Below are 18,581 nucleotides of genomic sequence, written 5' to 3'. Positions count from 1 at the left end.
TTGGATAATAAAAAGCCGCTATAAGTTTTCTTGTAGCGGCTTTTTTATATGTTTTGCGTAGGCCCGTTATTTAGTCTTCGTTGTTTTTAGCCAACTCTGCTTCAATCAGTTCAGTTTGAGCAGGCTCTAACCATTCGCGACCACCCATAAAGGTCATTACACTGCGGCCTTCTTTATTTAACAGAAAGCTCATCGGTAATCCTCTGATACCTAATGCCATAAAAGAGACGCCACGCTTATCCAGTATGATAGGGAAGGTTAGGTCTCTTTCTAGTAAAAATGCTTCGACCGCTTCTGCATCTTCACCTGCGTTGATGGCGACAACCTCAAAACCTTGGTCTTTATATTTTTGTCGTAAAAGCTCCATTGAGGGCATCTCTTTTACACAAGGCGGGCACCATGTTGCCCAAAAGTTAAGCAAAACGACTTTTCCACGAAACTCAGCCATGTTGACCTCGCGGCCTTCAAGATTCGGGAAGCCTAATTTACTAAACATCATGCTGTCATCTGCAAATGTTGGGCTGGAGATAAGTAAAAAGAAGCTAATCAGTAGTCGGCGCAAAAGCATGTAGTATCTCCAGTGAAGCGGGCTAATAAGAAAATAGAGCACTTAAAGTAATAAATGGTTCAATCCATTGCGCCTGTTTGATGCTTCAGGCCCAAGGCTTTGTTTTTTTATGCAGATATATTAAAAAATACCAGAGCAATTGCCTGTATTGCATATCTGTATATGTTTTTTTGTATCGAACTGAATCTGTAATGATTGCAGTTTTCTGGTTAACCTCTTTCATGCTTTTTATCGTGCTATGCATGAGGTCGCTATGTGTTGTACTGGCTTAAAAAACGGCATTATGGCATAAACAAGCTTAACAAAAGACGATGGGTTACATCAGACGAATAAGGAAAAGAGATGAAATTAGCATTTATCGGCTTGGGGACAATGGGATTTCCAATGGCAGGGCACCTTCAGAGTAAGGGGCACGAGGTTACTGTTTATAACCGCACAGCAACAAAAGCTGAAAAGTGGGTAGAAACTTACGGTGGTGCTATGGCGGTTACGCCTGCCTTGGCTGCTAGTGGTGCTGATATCGTTATCACCTGTGTCGGCAATGATAATGACTTGCGCGAAGTAACCCGTGGTACTGATGGTGTTTTGTCAGCAATGGCATCGGGTACATTGTTGATCGACCATACCACGGCGTCTGCAGAAGTAGCACGTGAGTTAAGTCAGGTAGCGACAGAGCAAGGTGTTGGTTTTCTTGATGCGCCGGTATCTGGTGGGCAAGCCGGTGCTGAAAATGGCGCGCTAAGTGTGATGGTTGGGGGTGATCAAGCTTCTTATGATCTTGCTGAACCAGTCATGCAGGCATATGGAAAATCGATTCGTTTACTAGGCGAGGCGGGAAGTGGGCAGCTAGCTAAAATGGTTAACCAGATATGTATTGCCGGTGTAGTGCAAGGCTTGTCTGAAGCAGTGCATTTTGCGAAACAAGCAGGTCTTGATGGTGAGCAAGTATTTGATGTTATTCAGCACGGCGCGGCGGGTTCTTGGCAGATGATCAATCGTCATAAAACTATGATTGACGATGTGTTTGATTATGGTTTTGCTGTTGACTGGATGCGTAAAGATTTAGGTATCACATTGGATGAAGCTCGCCGTAATGGTGCGCAATTACCTGTAACGGCTCTGGTCGACCAGTTTTACGCTGAAGTACAGCGTATGGGAGGCGGACGCTGGGATACCTCTAGTTTAGTAAAACGGTTTGATGCAGATCAATAAATTGCTATAATCACGCCAAAATTTAATTAAGCATTAGACTAAAGGTATAATTATATGTTTGGCGTTGATAAATACAACTTGATCTCTATCGCACCGAGTTTAGCTGTTATTGCTGTATGCGTAGCATTGGTTTTTGTCGGTGTGGGTGTATTGAAAAAAGTAATAGTGCAAGATGCAGCAAAAGCGGCAGCACGCGACGCTAACTAGTCATTGCAAAGCAGTTACCAATCCCTATTGATAACTGCTTTTCTTTTTCTAACCTTCTAAATCTATTTCTCCTTACTCATCTCTTTTGAAGCACTCTATAGCTGCCAAGCACTTCAGCTACTATCTTAAATATAAGCATCATACGTAATCAGGTACATCTAAGGTTTTGCCGTGATCACTGCCTGTGACTGCAGCGACATAAGCCTTGGCTGTATCTTTAGCAGAAACTCCGTAAGCGCTGTCCATGCCCATCATTTCCATGGTTTCCTTCACAAAAGCGGGGGCCACAATGTTAACTCTAAAGTTTTCGGTTTCAAGTGCAGCGGCCTTGGCAAAGCTCTCGAGGGCACCGTTAGCCATACTGATAGCTGTGCTTCCTGGCATTGGCTGGCGGGAAAGAATGCCTGAGGTAAGCGTAATTGAACCTTCTTGGTTAATGAATGCTTTGCCAATTCTTACTAGGTTAACTTGTCCCATCAGCTTATTGTTTAGCGCAAGCTGGTAGTCACTGTCTTGTAGTGCATCTAGGGGTGCAAAGTTGGCTAGGCCCGCTGTAGAAATGACCGCATCTACGTTTCCTATTTTAGTAAACATAGCGCTAATTGACTCTGGGTTGCCTATATCGACCTGTACATCACCGCTGTTGTAGTTAGCACGAATGATTTCGTGTTCAGAAGAGAGAGCGTCTGCTACATTGCTGCCGATAGTGCCTGATGCGCCAATAATTAATACTTTCATTTTGTATCTCCAAGCTGTTGTTTGTTAACTTGGAAACTATCTTATAATTATGCTTATATATGAAAAACAGTGTAATTAAGAAATCATTATTCTTATTTGGTGAAATATGGATCTGTTGAAGTCGATAGAGGTCTTTCGTCGCGTGGTAGCACTTAAGAGCTTTAGTGCAGCGGCGAGTGATCTTAATATGGTTAATTCAGCGGTGAGCCGACATGTTTCAGAATTAGAGCGGCGGCTTAACTGTAAGTTATTGCAACGCACTACACGCTCAATGAGTCTCACAGCTGAAGGCCTTCACTATTTACAGCGCTTTGAATCTATCGTTAGCAGTGTTGATGAGCTAGACCAAGATGTAGAGCGACGGCAAAACGATATTGTTGGTCAATTGCGTATTACCGTACCACTGCATGCCAATGGTTTGCATAATTTACAGCCACGGCTGTCGGAGTTCTTAAGGCGTTATCCTGGAGTAAATTTGTCGTGGCTGTTGGTGAATCGGCATGTACATCTTATAGAGGAAGGTATTGATCTTGCCATACGCGTGGGAGAACTACCTGACTCAAATTTAGTAGCCAGAGAGCTATGCAAGATGAGAGTTTACTTTGTTGCCAGCCCGGCGTATTTAGACGTTGCAGGCACGCCGCAGGCTCCGGAGCAGATGGCTGATCACCGCTGTATTATTGATGGTAGCATTAGCCAACCGACCCGCTGGGTTTACCAAGCGGAGCGAGGAAAAAAATATGTGACGGTATCGGCTAACATCGAGGTTAATAACGCTGAGCTAGTGGCAGGCTTTGCCGTTGATGGTTTTGGTATTGCTTACTTGCCAGATTTTATAGTGGATGAGCATATAGCGAGTGGGCGTCTCGTGCGTTTATTAAGGGCCTATGAGATCGACCCTGTTCCTGTATCGTTGGTGTATCCCATGAATCGTATGATGAGCCCGGCATTACGAGTCTTAATTGACTTTCTGCTAGAGAAACCTATAACAGAGTAGGTCAGTTATCCCGTACAACAAACCCCCGGCTGGTTTCATGCCAGCGTTGCAGTGTGTTATCCCATCGCACGCAGGCTAGCATTGCAGGCTTGTTATCCTCACATACTTGTTGCTTCATCTGTGCAAAGTTTAATGAGTTGAGTGTGTCGTAATGGGCAATGCCGCCCATCCAATACCAGCGAGGCAGGATGATAAAGCAACTGTTGGTTTCATCTTGAAGAGCATCGACTTGATGTTGAAAAAGCCACCATCCTCGTAAGTGTTGAGGGTTTATGAGCTGATTGTTGGGTATGAACGATTGCCAGTTGTTATAGGGATAGAACAAAATGCCCGTCAAGAGAAGCTGGCGTTGTTCTGGAGTAGAAAACCCCGCGTTATGGATAGCCTGTAAAGCGGCAGGTGACTTACTCAGGGGCAGTTGGTGCTCAATCAAACGTTTCCATTTTTTATCCAATCTATCTTTACCGCCTGGGCCGATAAAGCTTTCAAGACCACTTTCGGTGTGCTTTGTAACATTATGGTCAACGCCCGTATAAAGATAAAACTTGATGGCGAGCTCAAGATGAATACAGTTTTTTCTTGTATTCTCGTATAGGCAATCCAGTTCACCTAAGGTGCGCTTCTCGCCTGTGATAACGAGGTTTCTTTGTAGTAGTTTTGCATGCTTGCTGTGTTGAAAAAGCATAGAGATACAGTCTTCAAACTGTCGACCCAAACGGTATGCTGGTGGCGCTGGGTAGGTCATTGTTGAGGCTGGCCAGTGATGTAAATCTTCAAGATGTTTGCTCGGTATAAACACCTCAATATCGGCAGAGCAGTTTATGATGGGCTGTGAGCCTACAAGCCATTGCAGATCTTTCTTAATATCAATAACTAACCTGTCTTTCACTGATACAATACCCAATATTAATGATTCACATCCATGATGTTCTTCCCTAAAGTATATTACTATGGGTGCCGTAACGGGAAAGTGATAATCAATGGCCGCCAGTAGGTAAGTATATGAGCGAAGTTACAAATACAGAGCAGAGAGCACAAAGGCGTTTTCCACTGCTCTCAGAGACTAATATAAATACCGTATTGATGAATGGTGCGCAGATCGCTTTATGTAAGCTCAAGCGTGCCCGCAACTTTGATGCACGGCTTTATTTTTATGCCGAAATCGGTGCCTTCCTTGAAGTATCTTTATCACGTGGTGCGGGTATCTCGGATGATACGCGTGCGCGTCTTGAAGCAGTGCATCGTGAAGCAACACATATACATATGGACGCAACCAAGGCATCAAGAGCAATTGAAGATTAATAACTATTATGTGTAATTGTAAACTCTATGCCTGAAGCAACATCCGAGACAGCAGCTCAAGCAGCTGAACTATCTGTCAATGAAGATAAATCAGTCACTGAAGATACGCCTGGATTTGATAGTAAGGCGTTTTTGCTTCGCTTAACACCGCGCCCAGGTGTTTATCAAATGCAAAATGCAGCGGGTGAGCTGCTCTATATTGGTAAAGCAAAGAACCTTAAAAAGCGTGTAAGCAGTTATTTTCGTACCACCGGCCTTACGGTAAAAACCAAAGCGCTGGTTAGTCATATTGCCAACATAGAAATAACCGTTACCAATAGCGAAACCGAAGCGCTGTTACTTGAACAGAGCTTAATTAAAGAATATCGGCCGCCTTATAATATTCTCTTAAGGGACGATAAAAGTTATCCGTATATCTTTGTATCTGAAAAAGAAGACTATCCGGTGCTTACGTTTCATCGGGGAACAAAGCGAAAAAAAGGCCGCTACTTTGGGCCTTTCCCGAGCAGGGCTGCCGTTAATGACAGCCTTAATATACTGCAAAAGATATTTCGTATTCGCTCGTGTGATGATGCATTTTTCCGTAACCGCTCACGGCCATGTCTGCAGTACCAGATCAAACGCTGCAGTGCGCCTTGTGTAGAAGCCGTATCAGCACAAGCTTATGGCGAAGATATTCGCCATGCATCTATGTTTCTTGAAGGTAAAAGCCACGCCATCATGAAAGAGCTGGCATTACAGATGGAAGTGGCTGCCGCAGGGCTGGATTTTGAGCGTGCCGTTATCTACCGAGATCAAATTAGTAGCTTGCAACTGATTCAAGAGCAGCAATATGTGTTTGGTGAAAGCGGTGATGCCGATGTTCTAGGCTGTGCTATACAACCCGGTGGTGTATGCGTACATGTCTTGTTTGTTCGTGGTGGGCGTATTGTAGGTAGCAAAGCACTACACCCTAAAGTATCGATCGAAGACAGCGAATCAATGGTGCTGTCGGCATTTATTGCGCAGTGGTATATCGGTAGCGCCAGAGAAATACCTGACCAAGTTATCTTTAGCCATGACCTAGAAGATAAAAGCTGTATCGAAGAAGCATTAAGCGAGCAGCGTGGTAAAAAAGTGAATTTAAGCTCGCGGGTTAAAGGTGAGCGTGCGGGTTGGCAAAAACTCGCATTAACGAATGCAGAGCAGCACTTAGGTAGCCATCTGGCGAGTAAACAGAATATTTATAAACGCTTTATGGCCTTGCAAGAGGTGTTTGCGTTAGAAGAAGTACCCAAGCGTTTAGAATGCTTTGATATATCGCACAGCTCGGGTGAAGCGACTGTTGCTTCATGTGTTGTTTTTGATCGTAACGGCCCATTAAAAAAAGACTACCGCACCTTCAATATCGAAGGCATCACCGGTGGTGATGATTATGCAGCGATGCATCAAGCACTGATGCGCCGCTACACACGAATCAAAAAAGGCGAGGGTGTATTGCCCGATATTCTTTTGATTGATGGCGGTAAAGGGCAGGTAACACAAGCAGTAAAGGTACTCGAAGAGTTACAAATTAGTGAAGTGCAGATTATTGGTGTAGCAAAAGGCACTAGTCGCAAAGCAGGCTTTGAAACACTGGTTATGGCAGAAACAAATCAAGAGGTCGTTTTAGCCTCAGATTCAGCTGCGCTTCACTTGATACAGCATATACGTGACGAGGCGCATCGCTTTGCCATTACCGGGCACAGAGCGCGACGCGGCAAAGCACGTAACCAATCCAAACTAGAAGGGATTTCTGGCGTAGGCCCGAAGAGAAGACGTGAATTACTCAAACATTTTGGCGGAATTGCAGCAATAGAGCGTGCGAGTGTTGAAGAAATCGCAAAAGTCACTACCATAAGCCCAGCGCTAGCCGATGAGATATACGCAGCGTTGCATCCAGAAGCCTGATCTCGGAGTTGTCAGCTTATATGCTGTTAAAGATGAACATACCCAATTTACTTACATTATTGCGAATCGGCCTAATTCCTGTATTAGTGCTTTGCTACTACTTGCCTTACGCATGGGCTCCTATGGCCGCTGGAGCTATTTTTGCCGTAGCAGCAGTTACTGACTGGCTCGATGGCTACTTGGCACGGCGTTGGGATCAATCATCAGCACTGGGGGCGTTCCTCGACCCTGTTGCCGATAAACTAATGGTTTCACTCGCCTTAGTATTGTTAGTCGAGACATTTGCACAACCCTGGATGACCATCCCAGCGATGATCATTATTGGACGTGAGATTGTTATCTCGGCCCTTCGAGAATGGATGGCTGAACTGGGAAAAAGAGCCAGCATTGCTGTGTCTAATATCGGAAAAGTTAAAACAGCACTGCAAATGATTTCCATCTTTGTCTTGATCTCTTTTGAGCCGTTCAGCACCGTCTCGTGGGCGGGTGTGGCTGCATTGTATGCCGCTGCCTTGCTGACCTTGTGGTCGATGATTCTTTATATAAAGGCAGCCTGGCCTGATTTAACAGAAGAGCTGTAAGTGGTTAATCTTTAAGCAAAAAAAAGAAATGCACAACAAGGTTGACACCACCTCAGATCTCTCTATAATACGCCCCACTGTTGCACAGAGCGGGAATAGCTCAGTTGGTAGAGCACGACCTTGCCAAGGTCGGGGTCGCGAGTTCGAATCTCGTTTCCCGCTCCAAATTTGTACAGCATGCGATGGCGCGATGGCAGAGTGGTCATGCAGCGGACTGCAACTCCGTTAACGCCGGTTCGATTCCGACTCGCGCCTCCATTAAAATCAGTCACTTAGGTGGCTTTTTTTATGCCTAAAATTTGGTTTCGGAATATTGTAAATTTGCGGTCTTTTTGGCACTGATTTGCGCACTTTTTGTCACACGCTCTAATCCTTACTTCAGCTCAAACTGCCTATAAATAACACTCTTCAAGTACACCTCAAACACCACCTAAACGAACGAAGTAAAGTTATCAAATAGTGTTCTGAAATTTAGAGTCACTATCGAGTCATTTCTGTTCAAATATGGCTCTTCACCGTTTCTAGTGAGCTGGCGATATATATGCTGGTTTACATGAATTGTAACTAGAGCAATGCTTGTATTGCTCTTGGTGTTAAGATAAAAATAGAAATAAATCAGACAAATGGATGTCTAGCATGGGTAGATATACGGCCCCCCGTATATACAAATGCTATGTGGAACGTTAAACCTAAGGTTGATATGACAATATTTGAGCTCATGATGACTTTGAGTGGGTTGGGGATAGTGACTATTTTTATTGTCTCCCTAGCTAATGCTTTTTACAGCAAGCAGAAAATAAAGAACGTATTAGAAACAATGGTTGTAGGTAGTAACGAGTACATTCTTAAGAAGAAGTGGACAGTCTATATATACATCTTCTTCTGGGTTGTTTTTACCTTCGGTCTTTTAGGAGGGGTGTATACCACATAACAAAAACATTTAAAGTCGCCCTTCGGGCTGGGACGCGTTTCACGCGTCCGTATAAAAATCGTTAGCGCACTTTTTGTCACACGATCAGTGCCTAGTTTATTTAGAAGTTTGTATAAATAAGTTCTTTTACAGCGACTGCTTTTGCTCCCCCTCCTACCGTATATTTGTGATCTACTTCTTTTAGGTTTAATCCGTTAAAAAGAGCCCTTATGTCGGGGTGATTGTTGATGCTGATTATCATGTTTCCTTGTATCGATTTGGCTAGTTCTGCCATGGTTTGGTATTCCTCGAAGGGGAAAGCAACTCCATAGCCTTCTGTCTGCCAATAGGGTGGGTCACAGTAGAATAACGTGTGTGGGCGGTCATACTTCTTGATGACGGCTTTCCAGTCTAGGCTTTCTATTGTTGCTCCCGCTAAGCGGTAGTGAGCATCAGCTAAGTCTTGCTCCATGGTGAATATATTGAACCGTGGGCGGCGCGTCGTGCAGGTACCGAAAGTCTGCCCTGATACCTTCCCTCCAAAAGCTTGTTTTTGTAGATACAGGAAACGTGCCGCACGCTGTATATCCGTTAGCGTCTCAACGGGAGTAGCTTGCAACCAATCCCAATTTTGACGACTACAGAGCATCCATTTTAGTTGTTTATACAGCTCCTCAAGATGATGCTGAACCACTCGATAGAGGTTGACCATATCGCCGTTGATGTCATTTATGATTTCTGCTTTTGACGGCTCTTTCATAAAGAAGAGAGCCGCCGCTCCTGCGAACGGCTCAACGTAGCATTGGTGATCGGGGAACAGCGGTAGGATATGTTTAGCCAGACGGCGTTTGCCGCCTATCCAGGGTGTGAGAGGTTTTGCCATGTATTACTCCATCTTTAGTGATGGGGCTCATGGCCCTCTCGATGTGCCGACAACGTGGGCACTTGATTTCTATTTCAGAAAAAATAGCTTTTGCTAATAATTTTGAGCATTTAGTACAACGTATATCCTTTAACATGTGTGAACCTATCGTTAGATTTGATAGGCTACCCCCGCCGCGTCGACGTGGTGAGGGAGCCTTAGCTGGTTCACAGTGTTCACTCACTGTGGATTGGGGTTCGATCAACTCTCGTAAAGGAGATCGAACCGCTTCCTCTTTGTTTTACTTCATTTCAATTAATCTGACTCAACCCCATCAGCATGTATTGTCGTGCTCCTGCGGGTGTTAGTTCGGGCGTGAACGCTGGCCACGTTACTCCTGAGCCAATCGCAGTAATGAACGCTCCTACATACAGATAATCAGCCTCAAACTGTTCGTGTTGATCCTCCTCATATATAGCGCACCATAGACGGTGTGCGGGGTGACTGAATAGATTTATAGCCTGTTGCTTTGTGAGGTGCATGGCGTTTTCTGTATGGCTATAAAGCCATACAGCGGCCAACACGGCTTGCTGATCTATTGATAACGCTTCTTCCGATAGGTCTACTTCAGGCAAGACGTAAGGGCTCACCGCGTTACTCAACGATGTGATAAAAACGGTGTTGGTTGTATCGTGGCAAACAGCGTGGGGGTACTGCTGAGCGAGTCTCCATGCTTCAGAGCCTTCAATAAATAGTTGTGAGGTCTTATAAATAGACCAGATACGATTCGCTTTATTATTCATTACGGTGTTCCCGTGATTTGAATGACTTTTGCCGACTCTGTTGATTCCCACTGATATGGCACTGCTACTGTGTTTAGCTGATACAACTCAGTGTCATCAGCGGCTTGGTTAACACGGGTCGCGTAAGGCGTTGATGCAGGTATTTCTTTTATCAATATGTTTTTGATGGTGCAGTTGACTGCTCCAAAATTCCTCGCAAAACCAATTAGATTTGCCGTGGCGGTTAGAGCTAACTTATATTTTTTAGCCGCACTAAATCCAAAAATATTACCGGAGGATTGAATTTTCATAGAGCCATCAATGGAAACCACTTCAAAGCTTAGTAGGTAAATAGAGCCCGCTGTAGGCGTTGGTATTAATAGATTTTGGAAAGAGCCATCACCTGCCAATGTATATGACCCATTACCGTTATCTACCCACCCGTTAAGCGCTGGGTTTACCCATAGATCACTCCCTAATACTGCCGCTTTATTTTTAAACACCGGCTCTTCGGCTGATTCATTCAGAGGCATATCTATTCGAAGACTACTTGGGTCTCTATTAGCGCTTAGCCATAGTTTTAAATTAGCGACTATGCCTGCGAAATAGAAGGAACCCTGTGCTGCTCTAGCAATCGCTGACACGTCAGATGTACCCATGCCAGACGGTAGCGTGGAGCTAACCGGCCCGCTGTAGACCGCTCCATTTAAATAGGTGGTCATTTTTCCGGTTGCCGCCAGATATTTGAATGCAACTTTGTAATATTTGTTATTACTCAAACCGCTAATGAGCGGAGAGGTACCCCCGAATACTTTCAGCGTACCAGCACCGGCTCCATAGTCTCCGGTAGAGTAAATACTTAAGCCATACTTGCCTGCAGCCGTATCATAATTTGAGAAGATGAATGATCCACCTGTGGGAGATGATCGGTAAAAATCGAACTCTAACTCAAAATCTCCTAGTATTGGAACAGAGGAAGACATCGCGCTATACATGCCTCCCGCAGCGAGGTTTTCTGTGAAATAGCGCTCAACCGGTGTGATCGGAACACCGCCAAACCCTACCAAATGCCCTCTCTGACGTAATCCACCAACCCTGTGGCCTTTTATCAGCATTACGACCTCAACAGCACGACAATTGAAGAGTGAGAACCAAAGGGCGCGCGACCTGAGATGATGCCGGTAAAGCCGCTGAATTGGCGCTCATCACCTGCATTGATCAAATAGCCAGTATCTGATGCATTCGCTAGAGCTGCTGTGATAACAATCTCGACGGCCTCATCGCCACGGTTTTGGATGGTTACATCGGTATGTGTCGCACCATCAGCCCATTGTGTATAGGTGGCGTTGGCGGGTTTTGTTACGGTATCGGTCATCAGTGCGGCTCGTTTAATTAAATTCGGCAGAATCTATTTAATCAGCTGCACGCTCATAGGCTTATAGGAAGGGGTTCAGTGGTCTATATTAGCTAAAATTAATTAGTTGTGTCTGAGCGCAATGTTTGTGATTCAGCGACGATGTATAGTTATTTTTTGTCCAGTTTAATATCGTATTTTATCTAGCATATCAACGAGCTGTAGCCCATATTAAACTCTAAAAATATTTATAGTGTATTTTGTGCTGGGCTTTAATTGGCAGGTAATAACAGCGCTATACGTAATAAAGGATTCTGATGTCAAAAGTAGAAATTGAATCAAAAATTGAATATCAAAAAGAGATTGGAGAGGCTAACCCTGGTAGTTACCGACCAGTAAAATTTACTCGCGTGAAGTATAAGGCCAGTCCTACAGCTCATATCGACATCAGGCAATTTCAACGAGGTTACGATGATGAGGGAGAAGAGCAGTACTTCCCGACTAAAACCGGTTTTAGATTTCCTGAGCGTGAGTTTCGTCGTGTTATTGAAAAATATACATTAACGCCTAAGAGCTATATTCATCCGATTATTATGGACAAGTGCTTTTCACTATTAAGTGCTGGTGAATTTGAGAGTGCCGTAATTCAAGCCTTTAAGGCTATTGAGACAACAACTAGAAATAAGATCGGGGCTCCTGTTGATATGTTTGGTGAGCGTTTGTTGAAAAAAGCGTTTAATCCTGATGAAGGAGCTCTTACAAATTACAAGTTACCTAAATCTGAACGCTTTGCCTTCTTAAACTACATAACTGGAGCGTTCAGTTTTTATCGGAATTCGAGTGCTCACAGAGATATTGAGCTTGATTTTGTGTCTGCATTTGATCGTATTGCTGTTGCTAGTGATTTACTGAAGGCTATCGAAGATTCTCAAGTCAGCGTATAAGAAATAGTTGTAGCAGATCGGTTTATGTTGGGCTTCAATTACCCGCTGAATTGGAAGCAAGTTCTCAAAAGGAGTTGAGTTGGAATCTTTAAGTACATTTAAACAAATTATAGATATTTTATCGGCTTTACTTAGTCCTGTAATAGCGATATCGGTAGCTTATATTGCATATCAGCAGTGGAAACTGAACACAAATAAAGAAAAGCGCGAGAGTAACTCTCAAAAACTTCATATATACATGGTGCTCAAAAGGTTTTTGCGTGCCGTAGATACAAGTAGATCTGTTGATTTAATTCTATATGAGGAGCTTCAAGAGTCCCTTGCATTGGCTGATTTCTACTTTAATTACGCTGTAACGGACTGGTTATTTGACGTCGATTGCGAGGCCTCTGTGTGGTTAGATTTATCGGAGATAAGCTTAATACTTGAGAATGAAAGTCCTGAATACACAAAAAATAGAAGAGAAATGGAAGAAGTAATGAACAAACTTCAGAATTATCACTGTCAGTTATTTGATGTATTTAAAAGCAGTATGTTGTAATTGAAAACTAACTGCCCAACTAAGGTAAGCCAGCGAACATTTTATCCCGCTTCCTCTCAATTAATCCTAAGGTTCATAGTGTTGAGCTGCGAAGGAGTTAAATTTGACACCATATGATAGTTTCTATGGAAATGATGCAGATTTGTATTGCGTAATTCATGATCTCAAACTCGTTTTAGCCAAAACCGAGGATATGAATTTTTCTGATAGTGATCTTGTCGCTGATGTTTTTCCTGATATAACCAGAAAAAGTTTTATTGTTTCACTGCTGATTACTTTAGATGAGCAATTTAAGGTGTACTGCGAGATTCTTAAAGAATCAACTGGTCAGACTTTAAAGTGGAATGAGCTTAAAGGTTCAGCCTTAGAGCGCTTCATTATGTATTCTACTAAGGTGTGTGGTTTTACGGGTATCTGTGACAACTCATCCAGACAATTGCTTTCAGGACTTATTGAAGTTAGAAACTGTATTATCCACAACAGTTCATGTTTAGAGGGTTTTAGTAAAAGGGGAGTAATTGAGTCATTTTCCTCAAAAGTTGATGGAGTTACTATTGAGAATGGTATTGTTTTCTTAGATGTAGAAGCCTGTATTTATTGTGCCGATTTAATACTTGAATTTATGTCAAAAGCATACAGTATAGCTTTAGAGCACTTTATCAAAGAGCGCCAGTAAGTGACTGTATTTTTATATTCACTTAGTTTCGATGGCGTTGTCTACTTCAGCTCTAAACATCCACCTCAACTACCACCAGATTAGGCATCGGCCTAACCATTTCACCATCTCTCACTAATGCTCTATTACCAGTACTAACACCTTCACCTTTCACCACTACAGTGTTACCGGCGAGGGTTGTGCCGGTGCTGGTACCGTCTCCATTGTTGGCGGTGATGTTTACCAGCTCGTTGTTGGCGCTACCAATAAGGGCTTTGAATCGTGAGAATACGTTCATTCGTAGTGCCTCAGTATGCTTAGGTTTTGGTACACCACGGCCCCCATTTTAGAGATAGCGATACTGTTAGCGGTGGCGACACCTTTCCAGCTGGTGCCGTCGCCCGCAACGATTTTTACCAGCTCGCCTATATCCACAAAACCAGCCGCTTGGTCGTAGAAGATACGCCCGCTGAAGACTTCTTTATGACCAGATTTAGAGAGTTCTATTCGGCCTCGCTCGGTGTTGGCAATGGCATCCGTGAGCAAGTTATCCACTATATCGGGTAATAGGCTATCGCCTGCGGTGCCCAGTTGTTTCACCTTAGCCAATGCACCGTATTCTTGACCGGCCACGTACACGGCGTTGTATTTGATTTGTGGCTGATACTCTTCTGACATCTCGCTAAACAGTGCGCGAGGGATGGTGCGGTCTTCTGTGGCGCTGTCCCAGTGCCAGGCCGAATGCGTAAAGCGCGGTTTTACTGTTAGTTCTTTATTAGCAGGATGCGGGACAATCACCGCACCAATGGCATTGGTTAGGCTCAACACTGAGGCAATGGGTGCTTTGGCGCTGTAGCTGAATACATTGGCAGGGATCGACCAGTCAGGCGCATTCCAGTTGAGTGTAAAGCCGCTACCAAACAGCTCGTTAGTGGCTATCTGAGCGGCGGTAGATCCACTGCTTTCGGTATGTGTCTTTTGTACGCTATAGGGTGATGAGAGCAGCTTACTTTTACTGTAGGCAGCCACTGTCCATGTCTTATTCGCAAAGCGATCTGTCTCGCTGATTTTAGAGACAAAGAACTCCCATACATCGCCATTAATCGTAAGCCTTATCTCTTTAATCATGCCGCCCCGTGGTGAGATAAGATCAACACTCGCCTGGTTCATTAGACTGGCATTAAGCGTCCAGGCATACGAGTCGATATCGCGGCTGAGCGTTGCCTGGCTAAACGCGATAGGCGTTAGATCTGGCAGCGAGACTAAATTAACAATGTTCATAATATGGACTACCTTCTCTAATACGGGCGGGTCTGTTGGATCTGGATCAGGGTCTACTGGCTCAGGTTCTGGCACTAAAAAGACGGTACGATATGGGCCAGCAATAATGGCACGATGGCGTGAATGGCCGTATTGGGTGTTTGTATAAGCGTCTACTTTTCTGGTGCTATCCCATGAAGCGCTCGCACTCCCATCAACCGGAGAGAGCAACGAGTGAGGCTCTTTGGTTTCAGGATCTTTAAAGTTAAATGAGAGCTTCGCTGTCGCCCCCACATACCCCAAATTAAACGAGGGGATATAGAACTCATAAACAACCCGATGAGGCTTAGTTTTAAAGCGATAAACCGAGTGATAGTCATGCGACCACAAACAATCTTTAGCCGGTAGCGCGCCATAAAACGGGGTGAATGCCTGTAAATCATTGGGGTGGATAACATCCCCGTAAGCTAGCCCGTCTGTATTATCCGTCGGATAGATAGCCGCAATAGGGTGCAGCGTTTGACTATCAATGGCTTTGATAATCGAGCCAAACACTAACGCTGTACCAGTATCGACTTTCGGAATAGGTTTGTATGCCAAGGCATTTAGCGCCTGTTTTGGCACTGGCTTTACCCATTCCATTGAGGAGGTTTTATCTTGTGGCGTGGCTTTTTCGTAGCCTGCAGATATACCATCGCTCACCGTTGTATCAACCTTCTTCCAGGAAGAAGCCGCCCCCGCAATAAGTAAGGGCACTACTTCATCTCGATAGTGGGTTTCAAATACCCACCGGCCAACGGCTCAAACAATGGCTGTGCCGTGAAGATCACATCCCCCGACGTGATGTTGCCGCTTGTTGGCCAATTAGGTTCTGCGCTGCCGCATACGCCAGGCACTAAAGAGACATAGATATAGCGGTTAGGTGCAGGCGGATGAATGACCTTACCCGCGTGTTGAATGAGCATATTAGGCGACCACTGCGCGCCATAGTCCATCGCCGCAACCACCATCACTTCACCGATATGCGGCGCGACATCGATTTCATACGTGCCCGTTAATGGGTCGGTAGTGGCTTCACCCACTATCTTTGGGGAGCCCAAAACAGCGAAGGCAGTCACCTTTAATGCTATGGGCTCATTGTACTTGGTCACTGTTCCGCGCACCCATGCATGATAGGTCGGCTCAATTGATGGGTCTTGGTTGAATTCAAAATCAACCGTATCACCTAGCGGCGGGGTATAACTCATTACGGCCTCGCTTTCGGCACGATAGGGCCGTGCGAAAGCGGTCTATAACCTGGCGGCGCTATGGCTGTTAAGTAAACGGGCGCTTGGCTTGCAACGGTGTGTTGATAATGCCCTGTGATATCTGAATTAAGTACTTTAAGCAGCAGGCCTGTTTGCGCATCATAGACATTGATTATGGTTTCTAAAGGCACACCGTTTTGGGTGACGGTTCCCGATAAATTGTACTGAGCAGCCCCGCCAACTATCTGAAATATGACATTAGCACTGCCGCCCGAACCGCCCGTATGGGTTGACGTTGCCAGCATATTGGTTAGCCGCATTCTAACGACCGAACTCATATCAACGCCTGCCAGCGTAAAACTTTGATTTTGGTGTGGGTCTGCGGCGTCGTGCGTCCAAATAATAGACGTATTACTGAATGTTAGAATGCCATTGGTTCTTGGGTATGACCCCGACTGCAATGCTTTGGTGAGTGAGGCGAGGCTTGGCCCATACCATAAACCGTGGCGGTAGTTTCCATCTGCGCGGCCTCTAAGTGCGGCGATAACGTTATTGCTGTTATCTAAAAACTCAATATCAAAATCGCACTTATCGTTAGACCAAGTACCGTTAGAGCAATGGACTTCAAGTTCCCAGCCCACATTAAACGTGTTGATGTCTTGAGCCCAAACACCCGTAGAGGCTGCACCTGTTGATTTTGCATACCGAAAAGCGCCGGTATTAATCATCGGGCCAAAGTTTGTTTCCCAAAATTCGTGAGCCGTATTGGTTGAGTCCCAAGCAGGATATGAGCGAGCGCCGGACATAGCCGCACTATTGATTAAATAACTAAAATCACCGCCTGGTAGCATTAGTTAGCATCTCCGCGCACTTCAATCTCGATTGAGTCTTTGCTTTCGGTTGCTGCCCCTGGTTGTGTTGTGCGTATCGCCCACATATTTGGGCTAGCACCGTCGGTATTAAATCGAATCACATTATTAGTGACCCATCCCGCACCAAAACCCGCTTGGCGAATAATAAAATAAGGCGTGCCGGTGGCTGGGTTGATCGGTGAGATATCGTTGTCTGTAATAGAGATTGAATGGTTATCCAGCACCACACCGAGCTTTTCGCCTATCACTTGGATATTGATTGAGCTGATAAAACGAATCGTCCAACGCTCAGACATTGAGCCTTTATTGACGATCTCAAAGGGATTATTGATGGCGTCATATTTGGCTGTAGTGTCATCACCAATACGGGTGTCTGACCAAACCGGAGAACCAGAATTCCAGCTCTCTTGGTGGAAGAAATTAAACACTCGTGCGCCGGTATCACCCCACAAAAGCGCACTGCCCACTTTTGAGCCTGCAGGGAAGTCGCGGTCTGGCGGTGCTGTTACTGACACGTTGCCGGTAATGTCTACGTTGCTGGCGAGACGCATATTTTCGATACGGTTAACGAGCTTATAAGGGCCAATCAAAGTGTTGGTCGATATATCCACAAGCGATAGTGGGCTCTCAAAGGTCAGCTCACCTAAGTCACGGTCAACCGTGTATTGGTGGTAATCCAGCCTCAGCCCTTGGGAATCGATCACTTCCATTAGCGCCACATCAACACGGCCACAACTCACGGTTGCACCGGCTACCGGCACCACGACTTGATCCTCTTCGTTAAAAATCACTAAGGTATCCCCGTTATTGATGACGGGGACTTTTCCGGTAGAGGGTAGGCGTACAGGATTAAGCCCTAATAGCTCGGCATTCATCGGCATGCGCACTTCAGATACGGCATCGTAGCGGATGGAATCAGGATCAATAACCCAGCCATTCAGGCCGAATATCGTCACCGTACCGTTAGCGCCATCAAAGTCACCATCGACCTGGGCATCACCAATAAGCATGTTGGTGGCCACATCAACGGTGACAGTGAAAGCGGTTTCAGCGGTAAAGTCTTCGGTGTTAAAAGGCACGGCGCTTTCATCTACATCGGCCACTTGCTGGATCTGGTAGCGGCTACCGCGTATCTGCAATGAGCTGGAGTTCACGTTTGAAATCGATGTTCTGAAGGAGATATGCCCTGCAGGGCGTTTACTGCTAGAGAACTCATCCACCGTCATGCTGATGATTTTGAAGGTATCATCTCGACTCATGCCGTAGCTGCCCGCGACACTTCCCGCTATTTTAATGATGCCGTTTGCTCGATCAAAGGCACCACACGCCTTACCAATACCGGTGATCGGATTAAAGTTGCTATACAGAATGCCATCCAATGTGACGTATGAGACAACATTGAAGAAAAACGCTAGCTCACCTACGATATTTTTAGGCACATGCAGGACAATATCTGGCTTATCCAGTGAGCTATTTGATGTAGCACTCACCAAGTTAACCCCGCTAGGTCCTAGCGTTCCCGCGCCATGAGAAGCGCCAAAGGTGAAGTTGGGGGCAGCCAGCGCGATATTCTCAGCCACCAGTTTTGATACTTGTTTGGTTACATACGTGGTCGGCATG

23 protein-coding genes and 2 tRNA genes are annotated in these 18,581 nt (G+C 45.1%); 12 read left to right on the top strand and 13 right to left on the bottom strand.

Features of this window, described 5'->3' with window-relative positions; genetic code table 11:
- Positions 1 to 70: 70 nt before the first annotated feature.
- On the bottom strand, positions 71 to 568 hold the full coding sequence (locus G511_RS22890) for a TlpA disulfide reductase family protein (protein ID WP_036552030.1): 498 nt from the start codon (positions 566 to 568) through the stop codon (positions 71 to 73).
- Positions 569 to 910: 342 nt separating this feature from the next.
- Between G511_RS22890 and G511_RS0113300 the strand changes: the two genes are divergently transcribed.
- Both G511_RS0113300 and G511_RS24535 read left to right on the top strand, forming a co-directional pair.
- Entirely contained in the window at positions 911 to 1,780 is an 870-nt protein-coding gene (locus G511_RS0113300) for an NAD(P)-dependent oxidoreductase (protein WP_028470061.1), read from the top strand.
- A gap of 54 nt (positions 1,781 to 1,834) precedes the next feature.
- Positions 1,835 to 1,987, top strand: a complete 153-nt coding sequence (locus G511_RS24535; RefSeq protein WP_169565782.1) for a hypothetical protein — start codon at positions 1,835 to 1,837, stop codon at positions 1,985 to 1,987.
- A gap of 138 nt (positions 1,988 to 2,125) precedes the next feature.
- On the opposite strand, the gene G511_RS0113290 is transcribed toward G511_RS24535, so the two are convergent.
- Positions 2,126 to 2,725: a short chain dehydrogenase gene (locus G511_RS0113290; protein ID WP_028470060.1), complete on the bottom strand. Its 600-nt coding sequence runs from the start codon at positions 2,723 to 2,725 to the stop codon at positions 2,126 to 2,128.
- A gap of 106 nt (positions 2,726 to 2,831) precedes the next feature.
- Between G511_RS0113290 and G511_RS0113285 the strand changes: the two genes are divergently transcribed.
- Complete coding sequence (locus tag G511_RS0113285) at positions 2,832 to 3,722, top strand: LysR family transcriptional regulator (RefSeq protein WP_028470059.1); 891 nt, start codon at positions 2,832 to 2,834, stop codon at positions 3,720 to 3,722.
- Position 3,723: 1 nt separating this feature from the next.
- Here G511_RS0113285 and G511_RS23905 read toward each other — a convergent pair whose 3' ends face one another.
- A complete protein-coding gene (locus tag G511_RS23905; protein ID WP_169565780.1) occupies positions 3,724 to 4,611 on the bottom strand; it encodes a DUF1853 family protein in 888 nt (295 codons plus the stop codon).
- Between the two features lie 113 nt (positions 4,612 to 4,724).
- Between G511_RS23905 and G511_RS0113275 the strand changes: the two genes are divergently transcribed.
- The 6 genes from G511_RS0113275 (at position 4,725) to G511_RS24950 (ending at position 8,465) form a co-directional block, all read left to right on the top strand.
- The gene (locus G511_RS0113275) at positions 4,725 to 5,024 is read left to right on the top strand and encodes a hypothetical protein (protein ID WP_028470058.1); all 300 of its coding nucleotides are present in this window, start codon (positions 4,725 to 4,727) and stop codon (positions 5,022 to 5,024) included.
- 27 nt (positions 5,025 to 5,051) lie between these two features.
- Positions 5,052 to 6,953: an excinuclease ABC subunit UvrC gene (gene uvrC / locus G511_RS0113270; protein WP_084629110.1), complete on the top strand. Its 1,902-nt coding sequence runs from the start codon at positions 5,052 to 5,054 to the stop codon at positions 6,951 to 6,953.
- 32 nt (positions 6,954 to 6,985) lie between these two features.
- Positions 6,986 to 7,534 carry a CDP-diacylglycerol--glycerol-3-phosphate 3-phosphatidyltransferase gene (gene pgsA / locus G511_RS0113265; RefSeq protein ID WP_028470056.1) on the top strand — a complete coding sequence of 183 codons (549 nt, stop codon included), beginning with the start codon at positions 6,986 to 6,988 and terminating at the stop codon, positions 7,532 to 7,534.
- Between the two features lie 89 nt (positions 7,535 to 7,623).
- A tRNA-Gly gene (locus tag G511_RS0113260) sits at positions 7,624 to 7,699 on the top strand.
- 19 nt (positions 7,700 to 7,718) lie between these two features.
- A tRNA-Cys gene (locus G511_RS0113255) sits at positions 7,719 to 7,792 on the top strand.
- A gap of 442 nt (positions 7,793 to 8,234) precedes the next feature.
- Positions 8,235 to 8,465, top strand: a complete 231-nt coding sequence (locus G511_RS24950; protein WP_169565778.1) for a hypothetical protein — start codon at positions 8,235 to 8,237, stop codon at positions 8,463 to 8,465.
- A 100-nt stretch (positions 8,466 to 8,565) separates the two neighbouring features.
- On the opposite strand, the gene G511_RS0113245 is transcribed toward G511_RS24950, so the two are convergent.
- The 5 genes from G511_RS0113245 to G511_RS0113230 all read right to left on the bottom strand — a co-directional run bounded on the left by G511_RS0113245 (position 8,566) and on the right by G511_RS0113230 (position 11,463).
- Entirely contained in the window at positions 8,566 to 9,327 is a 762-nt protein-coding gene (locus G511_RS0113245) for a DNA adenine methylase (RefSeq protein WP_028470054.1), read from the bottom strand.
- A complete protein-coding gene (locus tag G511_RS24235; RefSeq protein WP_084629109.1) occupies positions 9,278 to 9,463 on the bottom strand; it encodes a Com family DNA-binding transcriptional regulator in 186 nt (61 codons plus the stop codon). Before G511_RS24235 ends, G511_RS0113245 begins: the two co-directional genes overlap by 50 nt.
- A 154-nt stretch (positions 9,464 to 9,617) precedes the next feature.
- Positions 9,618 to 10,109, bottom strand: a complete 492-nt coding sequence (locus G511_RS0113240; protein ID WP_028470053.1) for a hypothetical protein — start codon at positions 10,107 to 10,109, stop codon at positions 9,618 to 9,620.
- Positions 10,109 to 11,203, bottom strand: coding sequence for a hypothetical protein (locus G511_RS0113235; protein WP_028470052.1), 1,095 nt, complete (start codon positions 11,201 to 11,203; stop codon positions 10,109 to 10,111). The genes G511_RS0113240 and G511_RS0113235 overlap by 1 nt, the downstream gene beginning before the upstream one ends.
- The gene (locus G511_RS0113230; protein WP_028470051.1) at positions 11,203 to 11,463 is read right to left on the bottom strand and encodes a hypothetical protein; all 261 of its coding nucleotides are present in this window, start codon (positions 11,461 to 11,463) and stop codon (positions 11,203 to 11,205) included. Before G511_RS0113230 ends, G511_RS0113235 begins: the two co-directional genes overlap by 1 nt.
- A gap of 296 nt (positions 11,464 to 11,759) precedes the next feature.
- Between G511_RS0113230 and G511_RS0113225 the strand changes: the two genes are divergently transcribed.
- From G511_RS0113225 to G511_RS0113215, 3 genes are all read left to right on the top strand, one after another.
- On the top strand, positions 11,760 to 12,386 hold the full coding sequence (locus tag G511_RS0113225; RefSeq protein WP_028470050.1) for a TIGR02391 family protein: 627 nt from the start codon (positions 11,760 to 11,762) through the stop codon (positions 12,384 to 12,386).
- A 79-nt stretch (positions 12,387 to 12,465) separates the two neighbouring features.
- Positions 12,466 to 12,927 (top strand): hypothetical protein, encoded by a 462-nt coding sequence (locus G511_RS0113220; RefSeq protein ID WP_028470049.1) that lies wholly within the window; start codon positions 12,466 to 12,468, stop codon positions 12,925 to 12,927.
- 103 nt (positions 12,928 to 13,030) lie between these two features.
- The gene (locus G511_RS0113215) at positions 13,031 to 13,603 is read left to right on the top strand and encodes a hypothetical protein (protein ID WP_028470048.1); all 573 of its coding nucleotides are present in this window, start codon (positions 13,031 to 13,033) and stop codon (positions 13,601 to 13,603) included.
- Positions 13,604 to 13,655: 52 nt separating this feature from the next.
- Here the strand turns inward: G511_RS0113215 and G511_RS0113210 are convergent, their stop codons facing one another.
- From G511_RS0113210 to G511_RS0113190, 5 genes are read right to left on the bottom strand one after another with little or no spacing between them, the layout of a single operon-like run.
- A complete protein-coding gene (locus tag G511_RS0113210; protein WP_028470047.1) occupies positions 13,656 to 13,880 on the bottom strand; it encodes a hypothetical protein in 225 nt (74 codons plus the stop codon).
- The gene (locus G511_RS0113205; protein WP_028470046.1) at positions 13,877 to 15,598 is read right to left on the bottom strand and encodes a hypothetical protein; all 1,722 of its coding nucleotides are present in this window, start codon (positions 15,596 to 15,598) and stop codon (positions 13,877 to 13,879) included. Before G511_RS0113205 ends, G511_RS0113210 begins: the two co-directional genes overlap by 4 nt.
- A complete protein-coding gene (locus tag G511_RS0113200) occupies positions 15,598 to 16,089 on the bottom strand; it encodes a hypothetical protein (protein WP_028470045.1) in 492 nt (163 codons plus the stop codon). The genes G511_RS0113205 and G511_RS0113200 overlap by 1 nt, the downstream gene beginning before the upstream one ends.
- Positions 16,089 to 16,940: a hypothetical protein gene (locus G511_RS22880; RefSeq protein ID WP_028470044.1), complete on the bottom strand. Its 852-nt coding sequence runs from the start codon at positions 16,938 to 16,940 to the stop codon at positions 16,089 to 16,091. Before G511_RS22880 ends, G511_RS0113200 begins: the two co-directional genes overlap by 1 nt.
- Positions 16,940 to 18,580: a hypothetical protein gene (locus tag G511_RS0113190; protein ID WP_028470043.1), complete on the bottom strand. Its 1,641-nt coding sequence runs from the start codon at positions 18,578 to 18,580 to the stop codon at positions 16,940 to 16,942. Before G511_RS0113190 ends, G511_RS22880 begins: the two co-directional genes overlap by 1 nt.
- Position 18,581: the final 1 nt, after the last annotated feature.

The organism is Neptunomonas japonica DSM 18939, assembly GCF_000422765.1.
Lineage (GTDB): Bacteria > Pseudomonadota > Gammaproteobacteria > Pseudomonadales > Balneatricaceae > Neptunomonas > Neptunomonas japonica.
This window is presented reverse-complemented; position numbering and strand designations above follow the sequence as displayed.

Bases quoted from the DNA above. Each gene is read 5' to 3' on its own strand.
- G511_RS0113245 (WP_028470054.1), bottom strand. From the start codon at position 9,327: ATGGCAAAACCTCTCACACCCTGGATAGGCGGCAAACGCCGTCTGGCT.
- G511_RS22880 (WP_028470044.1), bottom strand. From the start codon at position 16,940: ATGCTACCAGGCGGTGATTTTAGTTATTTAATCAATAGTGCGGCTATG.
- G511_RS0113240 (WP_028470053.1), bottom strand. From the start codon at position 10,109: ATGAATAATAAAGCGAATCGTATCTGGTCTATTTATAAGACCTCACAA.
- G511_RS0113235 (WP_028470052.1), bottom strand. From the start codon at position 11,203: ATGCTGATAAAAGGCCACAGGGTTGGTGGATTACGTCAGAGAGGGCAT.
- G511_RS0113300 (WP_028470061.1), top strand. From the start codon at position 911: ATGAAATTAGCATTTATCGGCTTGGGGACAATGGGATTTCCAATGGCA.
- G511_RS0113275 (WP_028470058.1), top strand. From the start codon at position 4,725: ATGAGCGAAGTTACAAATACAGAGCAGAGAGCACAAAGGCGTTTTCCA.
- G511_RS0113190 (WP_028470043.1), bottom strand. From the start codon at position 18,580: ATGCCGACCACGTATGTAACCAAACAAGTATCAAAACTGGTGGCTGAG.
- G511_RS0113210 (WP_028470047.1), bottom strand. From the start codon at position 13,880: ATGAACGTATTCTCACGATTCAAAGCCCTTATTGGTAGCGCCAACAAC.
- G511_RS0113200 (WP_028470045.1), bottom strand. From the start codon at position 16,089: ATGAGTTATACCCCGCCGCTAGGTGATACGGTTGATTTTGAATTCAAC.
- G511_RS0113225 (WP_028470050.1), top strand. From the start codon at position 11,760: ATGTCAAAAGTAGAAATTGAATCAAAAATTGAATATCAAAAAGAGATT.
- G511_RS24950 (WP_169565778.1), top strand. From the start codon at position 8,235: ATGACAATATTTGAGCTCATGATGACTTTGAGTGGGTTGGGGATAGTG.
- G511_RS0113285 (WP_028470059.1), top strand. From the start codon at position 2,832: ATGGATCTGTTGAAGTCGATAGAGGTCTTTCGTCGCGTGGTAGCACTT.
- G511_RS0113290 (WP_028470060.1), bottom strand. From the start codon at position 2,725: ATGAAAGTATTAATTATTGGCGCATCAGGCACTATCGGCAGCAATGTA.
- G511_RS24235 (WP_084629109.1), bottom strand. From the start codon at position 9,463: ATGTTAAAGGATATACGTTGTACTAAATGCTCAAAATTATTAGCAAAA.
- pgsA (WP_028470056.1), top strand. From the start codon at position 6,986: ATGAACATACCCAATTTACTTACATTATTGCGAATCGGCCTAATTCCT.
- G511_RS0113230 (WP_028470051.1), bottom strand. From the start codon at position 11,463: ATGACCGATACCGTAACAAAACCCGCCAACGCCACCTATACACAATGG.
- G511_RS24535 (WP_169565782.1), top strand. From the start codon at position 1,835: ATGTTTGGCGTTGATAAATACAACTTGATCTCTATCGCACCGAGTTTA.
- G511_RS22890 (WP_036552030.1), bottom strand. From the start codon at position 568: ATGCTTTTGCGCCGACTACTGATTAGCTTCTTTTTACTTATCTCCAGC.
- uvrC (WP_084629110.1), top strand. From the start codon at position 5,052: ATGCCTGAAGCAACATCCGAGACAGCAGCTCAAGCAGCTGAACTATCT.